The sequence below is a fragment of the Variovorax sp. OV084 genome (genome assembly GCF_900111625.1).
In the GTDB taxonomy this organism is placed as follows: domain Bacteria; phylum Pseudomonadota; class Gammaproteobacteria; order Burkholderiales; family Burkholderiaceae_C; genus Variovorax.
In genome coordinates this window covers 49,101-61,983 of the sequence record NZ_FOII01000015.1, presented here as the reverse complement: position 1 = coordinate 61,983, position 12,883 = coordinate 49,101, and the positions used below count along the sequence as shown (strand labels likewise).

The window sequence follows — 12,883 nt, the reverse complement described above, 5'->3', positions numbered from 1 at the left end:
TCATGCTGCTACACGTCACCCACGAAACGCGCTACGAGTACGCGCCGCCGGTCGAGACGGCGCAGCACCTCGCCCACCTGAAGCCGCTGGCCACCGACTCGCAGCGGCTCGTGAGCCACAAGCTCGCCATCGAGCCGGCGCCCGCGCAGCGCAGCGAAGTGGCCGACCTGTACGGCAACACGCGTGCCTTCTTCGCGCTGGAGGCCACGCACGACCGGCTCGTCGTCACGGCCGAGAGCGTGGTCGAAACCTCGGTGCCCGTGCTGCCCGCCACCGTGGCGCGCGAGCTGCCCTGGGAGAGCGTGCGCGAACGCTTCCGCTTCCGCAAGGACGCCACCTTCGACGCGGCCTCGGAGTTCGTCTTTCCGTCGCCCTACGTGCCGCGCCACGACGACTTCACGGCCTATGCGCGCGCCAGCTTCGTGCCCGGCCGCCCCACCTTCGACGTGGCGATGGACCTCACCGAGCGCATGTACGAAGACTTCGCGTACGACGCCGACAGCACCGAGATCAACACCCCCGCCGTCGAGGCCCTCGCGCAGCGCAAAGGCGTGTGCCAGGACTTCGCCCACATCATGATTGCGTGCTTCCGCACCATGGGCCTGCCCGCGCGCTACGTGAGCGGCTACCTGCTGACACAGCCGCCACCCGGCCAGCCCCGGCTGGTGGGCGCCGACGCCTCGCACGCCTGGGTGTCGGTGTACCTGCCCGGCGACGGCCCCGAGGGCGTCGGCAGTCAAGGCGGATGGGCCGACTTCGACCCCACCAACGGCCGCCAGCCGGGCGAAGACTACGTCACGCTCGCCATCGGCCGCGACTACTCCGACGTGTCGCCGATGCGCGGCGTACTCCATGGCGGCGCAAGGCACACGCTGCGGGTCGGCGTGACCGTGCAGCCAGTGGGGGAAGTGATCGAGGGCCTGCCGCAAACCCGGACACAATCGCCTTCCCAAGACAAGGAGTCTCCATGAGCGTTTACGACAAACTTTCCAGCCTCGGCATCACCCTGCCCCCGGTCTCCGCCCCCGCGGCCGCCTACGTGCCCTTCGTGCAGACCGGCAACCTCGTGTTCCTCTCAGGCCATATCGCGAAGAAGGACGGCAAGGTCTGGGCCGGCCAGCTCGGCGCCAACATCAGCACCGAAGAAGGCAAGCAGGCCGCACGCGCCATCGCCATCGACCTGCTCGGCACGCTGCATGCGGCCGTGGGCGACCTCAACAAGGTCAAGCGCATCGTCAAGGTGATGAGCCTGGTCAACTCGGTCGGCACCTTCACCGAACAGCATCTGGTGACCAACGGCGCGAGCGAGTTCTTCGCCGAAGTCTTCGGGCCTGAAAAGGGCGCGCATGCACGCAGCGCCTTCGGCGTGGCGCAGGTGCCGATGGGGGCTTGCGTGGAAATCGAGCTGATTGCTGAAGTCGGCTGATCCGCTTCTTTCGCATCTCCACGATTCGAGGCCTGACGGCGATGGTCGTCAGGCCTCTTTGCATTGCGTCGACACCATGCCATTGACACCCACCGGCTTGATCGGGCAAGCCATGCAGGACCCGGTCAACGCCGCGCTGCTTTCACGCCTGCCCGGCCTCGGGCTTCGCCAGGGCTTCCTGACCGCCGGCTGCCTGTTCCAGGCGACGTGGAACCGTCTTTCCGACAAACCGCCCGGCTGGGGCGTGAAGGACTACGACGTCTTCTACTTCGACGACACCGACCTGTCGTGGGAAGCCGAAGACATCGTGATCCAGCGCGTGCAGAAAGCGGTGGCCGACCTGGGCGTGAGCGTGGAGGTCAAGAACCAGGCGCGCGTTCACCTCTGGTATGAGCAACGCTTCAAGTCGCCCTACCCCCGGCTCGGGTCCGCGCGCGACGGGATCGACCGCTACCTCATCGCATGCACCCGCGTCGGCATCGACCTGGCCGACGGAACGCTCTATGCGCCCGACGGGCTGGACGACCTGGCAGCGGGCATTCTGCGCATGAACCCGCTGCTCCCGATGCGCGAGTTGTTCCTCAAGAAGGCGGCGGACTACCAGGCACGATGGCCGTGGCTGCGGATCGTGCAGCCGGAAGCGGTTACTTGCGCTTGCAGCTCGACACTGTGATGAACACGCCCACGGTGCTCATTCCTCATGCTCCCCGGGTTGCTGCGAACCGCGAACACAGCAGTCGCATGGCGGCCGAGATGGGCGCGATCACCGGCACGTCGAACCGTGGGGCCAGCGCCAGTGCGGCCTGCCCCAGCGGACCGCCGCCGATGATCACCGCCTGGGCGCCGTCTTCGTCGATGCAGCACTGCACGGCCTTTGCCAGCGCTTCTTCCAGCGCCTGCGGATCAGCTGCCAGCGCGTGCGGGTCGCCCTGCGTCAGGCGGATGCCGGTGTAGAGAGCTCGCAGTCCCAGCGCGGCCGCCCTGCCCTCGATGGGCGACACCAGTTCGGGCGTGACCGTGGCAATGCCGAAGCGGCGACGGCCCTCGCTGGCCGCGAGCATCGATGCTTCGGCGATGCCGACCACCGGCACGCTTGCTTCACAGCGCAGCAACTCGATGCCCGGATCGCCGAAGGCGCTGACAATCACGCCATTCCACCTTCCGCCGGCAGCGGAACGCCAGGCTTTCAACACCTCCGTCGCAGCCGCATTCAGCTCGTCTTCATTGACGATCATGGTCGGCCCGCCGGCCGCGGTGATGCCTGTCACGCGGCATCCGGCCGGTGCCTCGCTGCTGGCGATCTTCGCCATCATTGCGGTGGTCGACGACGACGAGTTGGGGTTGATGAGCAGGATTTCTTGCATGCGTGAGGACTCTCTGAAAATTCAACCCGGCTGCACGATCTTCGTGGTCGGGGCAGCGTCGTCGCCGGGGCTTTCACCCGGCAGCGGCAACGCATCGGGCGACTGGCCATAGGTCTCGGGCACGCTCTGCACGCTGACCACGAAGACCGCGTACATACCGGCCGCAAGGCTGAACACGCCGACCAGGCCGAAGGCATCGAAGAGCCGGCCCGCCACCAGCGGCATCAGCGCGCCTGCCGCTGTGCCAGTGGCAAGAATGAAGGCCGTGCCGAAGGCTCGCACCCGGGTCGGGTACAGCTCGGGCGCAAAGATCCAGATCGTCGTGTTGAGCAGCAGCACGAAGAACTGGAACACCGCGCCGGCAATCAGGATCACCACGATGCTCTTGGCAACGAAGCCGATGGTCAACGCCGCCAGGCAGGCGCACACGGCGCCGGCCGTCAGCACGCGCTTGCGCGGAAAGTGAAAACCCAGCAGCGAGGCTGCGATGGCCCCCAGCAGGCTCCCGCCCTGCATCACCATCGTGAAGAGCAGGCTCTTCGACATGCTGTAGCCCAGGGCAACAAGGATGGTCGGCATCAGCGTGAGCACCGAGATCTGCGCGCCGTAGGTCATCCAGATCGTGATGCACAGCGGAATGGTCCGCCGCGCCAGTGCACCGCGAAAGATCTCGGTCACGCGTACCTTGATGCGGGCATTCGGCGTGGCCAGCCCATCGTCGGTGATGTACTGATGCTGCGGCACGTTCTTCTTCGAAAGCCTGCCCGACGCCAGTCGCGACAACACCGCATTGACTTCCTTCACCTTGCCCTGCGACAGGAGGAAGCGCGGCGTCTCGGGGATGTAGCGGCGATAGAAAGCACCGAGTAGCGCCGGCACCATCAGGCAGGCGAACAGCCAGCGCCACGCGTTGTCGCCCGGGAACATCCAGAACACCAGCAGGCCGAAGCCCGGCGCCAGGAAGTTGCCGAGCCCACCCGCGCCGACGTTCACCAGCCCGACAGCGGTGCCGCGGAACTTGGTCGAGCAGAACTCGGCCAGCATGGTGACGGCGATCGCGATCTCGCCGCCCAGCCCGAAACCCACGACCGCGCGGCCCAGCGCCATCACCGCCAGGTTGGGCGCCATCGCGCAGATGCCTGCGCCGAGGGTGAACAGCAGCAGGTCGATCGACAGCATCACGCGCCGGCCGTAGCGGTCGGCGATGAAGCCCGAGATGATCCGCCCCACCGCCGCGCAGGCGAAGGTGACGGTGTTCAGCAAGCCGATGTCGGAAGCGCTGAGCCCCCACTGCTCGCGCAGCATCGGTCCCACGATACCCACGGCATTCTGCTCGAAGCTGTCGAACAGGCAGCCGATGAGGATCAAAAAGATGATCGTGTGGTGCGATCGCGTGACGCCGATCTTGTCGAGCGCTCTGTCGAGTTCGGCGACCCGGGGCGAGTCGGGTCCGGAAGAGAGTGCAGGTCCAGCCATAGGAAACCCCTTGAGAAAGGTATGAAGTGCTTTGCTCGGCGCAGTCCGGAATCGCTTCGCATGCTATCGGCGACTCCATCGGTCTGACATATCGATTTCACCTAGTTTGTTTTTGTGAAATCTCAATTTCATGCGAAACATCCCTATGCAAGCGACATGCCCGCCTGCGCGTGACGCACGTAAGCCACGTGCCGCAGGGGTACTTTTCAGAGGGGAAAGCGTGGAATGACCGTCACAGGCGGGCGCATCCGAGACCTGTTGCAGCCTCTGCGGATGCACCTTGGATGGGCAGATGCGCACTACGGTCGTGCGTCTTTTCAGTGCACTCCGACCAGATCAGGCCAGTCGAGCGCCGCTGCCGCTCAAAGCTCGCCGTTTTCCTCGTGCTCGAGCTCGATCGCGGCCAGACGCCTGCGACCGGCGGAGCCCGAGGCTTCGATCACCATCGTGGCGATCAGGTCGCAGATGCCCATCACGGCAGTGTGATTGTCCAGAAGCCCCGGCCCCCGGCAATCGCATTGCAGCGACCAGGTGGCCCCAGCGAAGTCCGGCGAGGCCTTGTCGCTGATGTAGACGATCTTCGCGCCGGCCTTGCTGGCGCCCGCGAGCAGGATGTCCATCTGCCGCGTCTGCCGTCGCGTGCCGAAGACGATCACGCAGTCGCGCCCGGTCAGGCCAGCCAGGTGCTCGGCCAACGTCTCGCCGGGCCCCGGAATGGCGGTGACGCGCGGCACCACCTGCACGATCTGCCAACGCAGGTAAAGGGCAAAGGCATGGCTGCTGCGGCTGCCGAAGATCAGCACCTGCCCCGCGCCGATGATCGCCTTCACGATGCCGGCCATCTGCCTGTCGTTGAGCCGGTCGAAGGTGCTGGCCAGGTTGGCCTGCGACTGCTGGAAATGCGTGGCGACAAGGTGGCCGCGCTTCGAGGCCTCGGTCGCGTTCTGGAACAGCGGCGAACCCGTCTGCTTTTCCTCGCGAACCTGGCGCCGGGCCTCTTCGTAGTTCTCGTAGCCGATGCGACGGATGAAGCGGCTCACCGTCGAAGGCGACACCCCCGCCAGTTCCGCCAGCTCGTTGCCCGCATAGCTGGCCAGCTCGCCCGGAAACTCCAGGACGAAATCGGCAAGCTGCCGCTCGGTTGCGGACAACTGGTCGAGCTGGCTGCGGACGCGGCGGACAAAGGAATCTGCGGACATGGGCATGCGAGTGGGAGAGGCGCACGATGATGCCATGCCGTCCCCTTCCCGCAGCAGGATGTACGTCCCTCCTCTTCCCTGGAGATCACGGACTTGATCGCAGCATCCCGCACCCTCGTCGCCCTGGCCGCACTGGTCGTTGCAGCGCATTCAATGTCGAGCCATGCGGCAGAACCGACGTGGTTCATCATGAACCGCGAATCGGGCTGCGTGCCCCTCGCGGAGTTGCGCGACGTCTTTCCGTCGCTGACGGATCGCGAGGCAGCGCATTGGCGACGACCTGCACCGCCTCGCGCCGACGACGCACCACGGCGGTCGGCCGCATCCGTGGCCCGCCCGGCGCCCTCGGGCGATTCCGATGCGCCCCATTGACGATGGGCAGCGGCTGCGCCGGTTGCCGGTGCGCCTCGAAGCGCGCTTCCTTCTGCTTCAGGTAATGCATGAGCACATGCGAAACCATGTTGAGCCCGAAGGTGCCGAACGCGGCAGGAATGATGTAAAGCGCGATCGACAGTTCGGACGAGAAGACGATGTCGTCAGCCAGCGAAGGCGTGGCCTGCGCCTCCAGCGAGAGCGCGCGCAGCACGAAGATGTCGACGCCCGCGAGCAGGATCAGCAGCAGGCCGAAGGCAAGCACGGCCTTCTTGGAGAACTCGCGCCGCACGAACAGCGTGACGAAGATCGCGGCCGGGCACACCAGCGAGCAAAGCACCAGCACCCAGAAGCGCACCTGCGTGAAGACCGTGGCGTCCGAAAGCATATGCATGAAGGACATTGAGCCACGAACCCCGCCCGTCAATTTGTCCGGCACGTGAACCGCCGGTAAAAGCGCCTCTCAAAAAGTGTGGGCTAAGTCTTCGCGCGCGTCCCCGTGAGCGTAGGCATTTCGGTTGCGCTGGAATTGACGTTCACGCTGCGGTCGAAGCGCATGTACGGTCCGGAGAAGCGGCACTCCACGGTGTCGCGGAAGGCCGACTCGACGAAGGTCCACGTCATGACGAAGGTGCGCGCGTCGCGCCACTCGCCGCTGGCCACCACGCGCATCACTTCGGGCTGGTACTCGTGGTGCAGCTTGTTGCCGGTAATGGTGGTATCGCCCTCGAAGGGCTTGCGCAGGCCGACCTGCACCTTGTGCGTGCCGCGGTCGTCTTCCATGGTGAAGACGCAAGACTCCGCGGAAGAGAAGTCGAGCCGCATCGACTTGATCTTCTCCGGGTTCTCCGCAAAGTCAAAGCGCTGGCCCGCACGTTCGCGGCAACGGGCGAGCTGGTCGGCTTCACCGGTGGGAGCAGCTGCAGCGTGCGCGTGCGGGCCTTGAGCGCGGCGTAGTCCTTCTCGCTGGCCACGGCAGTAGCGCCGAATGCCGCGGGAAAGTGCTTGTACAGGATGCCTGCGTTGAACCCGGCCTTGGGCGGCAGCGCTGAATTGAGCGCGAGCACCGCGTTCTGTTCAGGGAACACCACTGAATACTGCCCGAACAGGCCATCGGCGTTGTAGGCGCCGTGCTGGCCCAGCCACCACTGGTAGCCGTATCGGTCCTTGGTGTGCGGCGCGTGCACCGAATCGACCCAGGCCTTCGTAAGGATCTGCTTGCCGTTCCACTGCCCGTTCTGCGCATGCAGGATGCCGAGCTTGAGCGAATCGACCGTCTTCCAGCTCAGGCCGTTGGCGCCTGGCGAAATGCCCTCGGGGCCCACGTCCCACTCATAGCCGGTAATGCCCAGCGGCTCGAAGAAGCGCGGCTTGAGGTAGTCGGCCGTCGATTGCCCGGTGGTCTTCGTCACGATGGCCGACAGCATGTAGGTAGCCGCGCTGGTGTAGACGAACTTGCTGCCCGGCGTGTAGACCACGGGGATCTTGAAGAACTCGGCGATCCAGCTCGTTCGAATGGGCCGCCACACCGAGCCCGACACCATTGACTCGTGCCCGGTGCGCATGGTCAGCAGGTCGCGCACGGTCATTGCCGCGAGGTTGGCGCTGACCGTGGGCGGCAGGTGCTCGGGAAAGAAGGACACGACCTTGTCGTCGAGTCCGAACTTGCCGTCGGCAATGGCCATGCCGACCGCGCACACGGTGACGCTCTTGGTCAGCGAATGCGTCATGTGCCGGCGCTCGGGCTTGTAGGGGTCCCACCAGCCCTCGGCCACCACATGGCCGTTGCGCCACAGCATGAAGCTGTGCAGCTCGAACGCGCCGCGCTCGGCATCGTCGAGAAAGGCGAGGATCGACGCCGACGAGATGCCCTGCGCCTCGGGCCGGCTGCGCGGCAGGCCGTCGGCAAAGGCCGGCGCGGCGGCGCCGGTGGCTGCCCAGCCGATGCCGGGCAGCGAGGCCATGGCGGTGCCGCCAAGGGAAAGGCGCAGCAGGCCGCGGCGCGAGATGGCGGGGGTCGTTGTTGTTGTCTCTTCCATGTTCCTGGCTTCCTTGTCTTGCGGGATGGACCGGTTGCGACAGTGTCGCGCCGGTGGCTGTCAATCGCCTGTCTGCCGCGGCAGAGGAAACCCGATGAGGCCCCGGTCGCGCGCCGTGTGTTCAAAGGTCAGCGAGGCAGCGCCCCTCTCAACCCGATCAACGCTCGCCTGCAGGGCCCGCCTCGATATCGACCGCAAACTTCTGCAGAAGCCGCACCAGCTCCTCGAAATCCTGCTGTTCCCACTTGGCAAATATGGCGCGCCCCAGCCGTTCCCTTGCTGCATCCACGGCATCGGTCATGACCTTGCCCTTCGGCGTCACGATCGCTTCGCGCACGCGCCGGTCGTGAACGCCGCCCTGGCGCTCCACCAGGCCAAGACTCTCCAACTTCGCGACCTGCCGGCTGACCGTGGTGTAGTCGCGCCCGACACGGTCGGCGAGCTCGACCACGCCGATCGGTCCTACGCGTTCGATGCCCACCAGCAGCGGAAACAAGGCGCGGTCGAGCGAGATGCCCGCTTCGCGCACCATCGCCTCGTCGCGCTGCGGGCGATTCATGACGCTCACAACGGTCAGCAGCGCACCGTGCAGCGCCCGCAGTTGCGCGGACATATGTGTATCTTGCACATTTATTTTCTTTGGCATAGCATCCGCTCCTATTGAGTGCATATTACACATATTGGAGTTTGCCATGACACAGCAGTTTTCCGCCGACGTCCTGATCTGCGGCGCCGGCGCAGCCGGCCTCACGCTCGCCATCGACCTGGCGCGGCGAGGTGTTTCCTTCCGCCTGATCGAGAAGATGGACACGCCTTTCCGGGGCTCGCGCGGCAAGGGTATCCAGCCGCGAACGCAGGAGGTCTTCGAGGATCTGGGCATCCTCGAGCGGATCGTCGCGGCCGGCGGCCTGTATCCGCCCTCGCGGGAATACCGCGCTGACGGCAGCCATGCCGATTCGCTGGTGATGGCGCACGAAGCACCGACACCTTCTGAACCCTATGGCTCTCCTTTGATGGTCCCGCAGTTCCTGACCGAGGGCGTGATGCGCGAGCGCCTGACCGAGCTCGGGCATCGACCCGCGTTCGGCCGCGAACTGATCGGCTTCGAGCAGGACGAGGACGGCGTGACGGCGCGGCTGGCCAGCGCGGCGGGTGAAGAAACGCTGCGCGTGCGCTTTCTCGTCGGCGCCGACGGTGGCCGCAGCTTCGTGCGGCATTCGCTGGACATCGGCTTTCCGGGCAAGACGCTGGGCGTGCGTGCCGTGGTGGCCGACGTCGTCCTGTCAGGGTTGGGGCGCGAAGCATGGCACCGCTTCAACGAAGGCGAGATGAATGCACAGATGTCCCTGTGCCCGCTCGCCGGAACGGAGCTGTTCCAGCTGCAGGCACCGATACCGCTGGAGGGCGACATCGACCTCTCCGCACAGGGGCTGGCAGCAATGGTTGCCGAACGCACCGGCCGCGACGACATCCGTATCCACTCGGTCTCGTGGGCCTCGGCCTTCAGCATGAACGCGCGTCTGGCCGATCGCTACCGGGTAGGTCGCGTGCTGCTGGTCGGCGACGCCGCACACGTCCATCCCCCCACCGGCGGCCAGGGGCTCAACACCAGCGTGCAGGACGCCTACAACCTTGGCTGGAAGCTGGCGGCAGTTGCCGCCGGCGCACCCGGCACCGTGCTCGACAGCTATGAGGAAGAGCGCCGCCCGATTGCCGCGGACATGCTCGGGCTTGCCACGAAGTTGCTCGGCGAAGCCAAGCGCGGCGAGATGCGGCGCGGGCGGGAAGTGCATCAGCTCGACCTCGGGTACGCCGAATCGTCCCTCGCGATGGAGAAGCCGGCACGCGTTGGCGGCCTGCGTGCGGGTGACCGCGCGCCGGATGCGCCGGTCACCGGCGCCGCCGGGCAACCGACGCGCCTGTTCGAGCTGTTCAAGGGCGCGCATTGGACGCTGCTGGGCTGCAAGGTCGAGCGTCGCGACGTGGCACCGCGCCCAGGCCTGCACATCCACACCTTCGGCGAAAGAGGCGACCTGCGCGACCATGGCGGCCATTTCCGGGAAGCCTATGGGCTCGCGTCGGGCGACTGGGTGCTGGTGCGCCCGGACGGCTATGTCGGCGCCATCGTCGACTCCGCCCACATCGAAGAGCTGGAGGGGTATCTGCACGACCTCGGCATGACCTCGGCCTGGCTTCGGAGACAAGGGAAAACGCCAAGCCCTGATTGCACGTTCATTCCTACAGTCGAATCCGTCCGCGCGGACGCAGGCAGCACAGAACAAAAGGAAGAAGCGCCATGGAATTCGACTACGTCATCGTGGGTGGCGGCTCCGGCGGCGCCACGCTGGCCTCGCGGCTGAGCGAAGACCCCGCCGTGAAGGTCTGTCTGGTCGAGGCTGGCGGCGACGGCCGCGGCATCCTGGTGCGGGCGCCTGCCGCCACGGTGGCGATGCTGCCGGGCCGCCCGCGCATCAACAACTACGCCTACCAGACCGTGCCGCAGCCCGGCCTGAACGGGCGCAAAGGCTACCAGCCACGCGGACGCTGCCTGGGCGGCTCCAGCGCGATCAACGCCATGCTCTACGTGCGCGGCCATCGCGACGACTACGACGACTGGGAGCGCGCGGGCTGCACCGGGTGGTCGTTCGACGCAGTGTTGCCCTACTTCAAGCGCGCCGAGGGCAACCAGCGCGGCGCGAGCGCACTGCACGGTGCCGACGGGCCGCTGCAGGTCTCGGAGCAACAGAGCCCGCGCCCCATTGCCGAAGACTTCGTGCTGGCCGCTGCGGAGTGCGGCATTCCGCGCAACGAAGACTTCAACGGCGCCGAACAGGAAGGCGCGGGCCTCTACCAGGTCACGCAGTTCCACGATGGCGCGCGCAACGGCGAGCGCTGCTCGGCGGCCGCCGCCTACCTGCATCCGGTGATGAACCAGCGCCCCAACCTCACGGTGCTGACCGACACGCAGGCCCTGCGCGTGGTGCTCGAAGACCGGCGCGCCACCGGCGTGGAAGTGCGGCACAAAGACGGCAGCATCGAGACCCTTCACGCGCGGCGCGAGGTGGCGCTGTGCGGCGGCGCATTCAACTCGCCGCAACTGCTGATGCTCTCGGGCATCGGCGACCCGGCCGAGTTGGGCCGCCACGGCATCGCCGTGCAGCATGCACTGCCGGGCGTCGGCCAGAACCTGCAGGACCACACCGACTTCATCCTCGCCTACACCTCGAAGCACACCGACCTGTTCGGCATCGGCGTGGTGGGTGGCCTGCATCTGGTGAAGGCCATCGCCGAGTGGCGCAAGAGCGGCAAGGGCATGATCGCGACGCCGTTCGCCGAGGGCGGCGCCTTCATCAAGTCGTCGCCCGAACTGCGGCGGCCCGACCTGCAACTGCACTTCGTGATCGCGATCACCGACGACCATGCACGCAAGCTGCACGCGGGCTTCGGCTTCTCGTGCCATGTGTGCGTGCTGCGTCCGAAGGGCCGCGGCGATGTGCGCCTGAACGATGCCAGCCCAGGCTCGCCGCCGCGCATCGACCCACGCTTTCTGTCAGACCCGGAAGACATGGCGCTGCTGCTGCAAGGCGTGAAGAAGATGCGCGAGATCCTGCGCGCGCCGGCGCTCGAAAAGTACCGCCACCACGAGCTCTACACGGCCGACGCGCACACCGACGAAGAACTCATTCAGCACATTCGCGCGCGCGCCGACACCATCTACCACCCCGTGGGCACCTGCAAGATGGGCACAGATGCTATGGCGGTGGTAGACGCGAAGCTGCGCGTGCACGGCATCGAAAACCTGCGCGTGGTCGATGCCTCGATCATGCCGACGCTAATCGGCGGCAACACCAACGCGCCAACGATCATGATTGCCGAACGCGCGGCCGACTGGATGCGCGGGCCGATCACCTTCGACCGCGCGCAGCAGGATGCTAGAGCGCCTGCGACGAGCCTCGTACCACCAGCTCTCCAGGCAGCAGCAACTGGCGCGGCGCAGCATCCAGCCCACGCAGCCGCTCGATCAGGCAGGTAGCGGCCGTGCGGCCGATGGCGTCGGTAGGCTGTGCCACGGTGCTCAGGCCGGGGCCGATGAGCGAGGCCCATTCGGGATCGTCGAAGCCGACAAAGCCGAGGTCGGCGCCAAACTGCCAGCCCAGCCGCGCCATGGCCTGCGCGATGCGCAGCGTGACCACGGCATTGCCCGCGACCACCGCGGCCCGTCGGCCGCGCTTGGCGCGCTGACGCAGAGCGCGCAAGGCCTCGTCGAGCGCATCGCTCTCACCCTCGACGCACTCGAACACCTCGCCCGCCACGCGCGGCTCGTGCGCGGCCACGCAGGCACCGAAGGCGGCCGTGCGTTCGCGCCGCGAGCTCACGCCCTTCTGCGGCTCAGTGACGTAGAGCAGCTCGCGATACCCGCCCTCGACCAGATGACCGCAGGTGGCCTGCATCGCGGCGTGGTTGTCGAGCGAGACGAAGTCGGTGTGCATGCCGGTGTGGCGGCGGTCGACCAGCACCGCCGGCTTGCCGTGCAGCGTGACCGCGTCGACCACATTGCTGCCGCGGCCCAGCGTGTTGAGAATGAAGCCGTCGACCTGGTAGCCCGCCAGCGCGTCGATGGCCTCGCGCTCGCGTTCGCTCTCGTTGCCGAGGTTGAACAGCATCACGAGGTAGCCGGCGTCCTGGCAGGCCTTCTCGGCGCCGCGCAGCACCGCCACCGAGTACGGATTGGTGATGTCGGCCACGATCAGGCCGATGAGCCGCGAGCGGCCATGGCTCAGCGCCTGCGCCATCGGGCTCGGCGAATAGGCCAGCGCCGCGATGGCGACTTCGACGCGCGCGGCGATGTCGGGGCTCAGGAGCCGCTCGCGGTGATTGAGGAAGCGCGAGACGGTGGCCTTGGAGACGCCAGCGGCTTCGGCGACGTCGGCGATGGTGGCGCGGCCGGTCGGCTTCATGGTTTTGCTCCCGCCCTCCCCCAGCGGGGGAGGGAGAAAAACCGGCTCG

13 protein-coding genes are annotated in these 12,883 nt (G+C 66.8%); 5 read left to right on the top strand and 8 right to left on the bottom strand.

Features of this window, described 5'->3' with window-relative positions; translation table 11 throughout:
- Nucleotides 1-2 precede the first annotated feature (2 nt).
- The 3 genes from BMW87_RS27020 (at nt 3) to BMW87_RS27010 (ending at nt 2,099) form a co-directional block, all read left to right on the top strand.
- A complete protein-coding gene (locus BMW87_RS27020; protein WP_093050830.1) occupies nt 3-971 on the top strand; it encodes a transglutaminase family protein in 969 nt (322 codons plus the stop codon).
- Nucleotides 968-1,426 carry a RidA family protein gene (locus BMW87_RS27015; protein WP_093080114.1) on the top strand — a complete coding sequence of 153 codons (459 nt, stop codon included), beginning with the start codon at nt 968-970 and terminating at the stop codon, nt 1,424-1,426. Before BMW87_RS27020 ends, BMW87_RS27015 begins: the two co-directional genes overlap by 4 nt.
- Nucleotides 1,427-1,502: 76 nt before the next feature.
- Entirely contained in the window at nt 1,503-2,099 is a 597-nt protein-coding gene (locus BMW87_RS27010; RefSeq protein WP_093080111.1) for a nucleotidyltransferase family protein, read from the top strand.
- A 25-nt stretch (nt 2,100-2,124) separates the two neighbouring features.
- Here the strand turns inward: BMW87_RS27010 and BMW87_RS27005 are convergent, their stop codons facing one another.
- The 7 genes from BMW87_RS27005 to BMW87_RS26975 form a co-directional block, all read right to left on the bottom strand.
- A complete protein-coding gene (locus BMW87_RS27005) occupies nt 2,125-2,790 on the bottom strand; it encodes an aspartate/glutamate racemase family protein (protein ID WP_093080108.1) in 666 nt (221 codons plus the stop codon).
- 21 nt (nt 2,791-2,811) lie between these two features.
- Nucleotides 2,812-4,266 (bottom strand): MFS transporter, encoded by a 1,455-nt coding sequence (locus BMW87_RS27000; protein ID WP_093080106.1) that lies wholly within the window; start codon nt 4,264-4,266, stop codon nt 2,812-2,814.
- 362 nt (nt 4,267-4,628) lie between these two features.
- Nucleotides 4,629-5,471: a MurR/RpiR family transcriptional regulator gene (locus tag BMW87_RS26995; RefSeq protein ID WP_177192851.1), complete on the bottom strand. Its 843-nt coding sequence runs from the start codon at nt 5,469-5,471 to the stop codon at nt 4,629-4,631.
- A 181-nt stretch (nt 5,472-5,652) separates the two neighbouring features.
- Nucleotides 5,653-6,231: a hypothetical protein gene (locus tag BMW87_RS35200; RefSeq protein ID WP_177192850.1), complete on the bottom strand. Its 579-nt coding sequence runs from the start codon at nt 6,229-6,231 to the stop codon at nt 5,653-5,655.
- An 83-nt stretch (nt 6,232-6,314) separates the two neighbouring features.
- Entirely contained in the window at nt 6,315-6,620 is a 306-nt protein-coding gene (locus BMW87_RS34830) for a hypothetical protein (protein WP_143062616.1), read from the bottom strand.
- Nucleotides 6,509-7,876: a serine hydrolase domain-containing protein gene (locus BMW87_RS26980; protein ID WP_093080102.1), complete on the bottom strand. Its 1,368-nt coding sequence runs from the start codon at nt 7,874-7,876 to the stop codon at nt 6,509-6,511. The genes BMW87_RS34830 and BMW87_RS26980 overlap by 112 nt, the downstream gene beginning before the upstream one ends.
- Before the next feature lie 157 nt (nt 7,877-8,033).
- Nucleotides 8,034-8,489, bottom strand: a complete 456-nt coding sequence (locus tag BMW87_RS26975; RefSeq protein WP_256216930.1) for a MarR family winged helix-turn-helix transcriptional regulator — start codon at nt 8,487-8,489, stop codon at nt 8,034-8,036.
- 79 nt (nt 8,490-8,568) lie between these two features.
- On the opposite strand from BMW87_RS26975, the gene BMW87_RS26970 reads away from it, so the two are divergent.
- Entirely contained in the window at nt 8,569-10,236 is a 1,668-nt protein-coding gene (locus BMW87_RS26970) for an FAD-dependent oxidoreductase (protein ID WP_093080099.1), read from the top strand.
- On the top strand, nt 10,173-11,909 hold the full coding sequence (locus tag BMW87_RS26965) for a GMC family oxidoreductase (RefSeq protein WP_093080096.1): 1,737 nt from the start codon (nt 10,173-10,175) through the stop codon (nt 11,907-11,909). Before BMW87_RS26970 ends, BMW87_RS26965 begins: the two co-directional genes overlap by 64 nt.
- Here BMW87_RS26965 and BMW87_RS26960 read toward each other — a convergent pair.
- Nucleotides 11,809-12,834: a LacI family DNA-binding transcriptional regulator gene (locus BMW87_RS26960; protein ID WP_093050851.1), complete on the bottom strand. Its 1,026-nt coding sequence runs from the start codon at nt 12,832-12,834 to the stop codon at nt 11,809-11,811. The genes BMW87_RS26965 and BMW87_RS26960 overlap by 101 nt on opposite strands.
- Between the last annotated feature and the right edge of the window lie 49 nt (nt 12,835-12,883).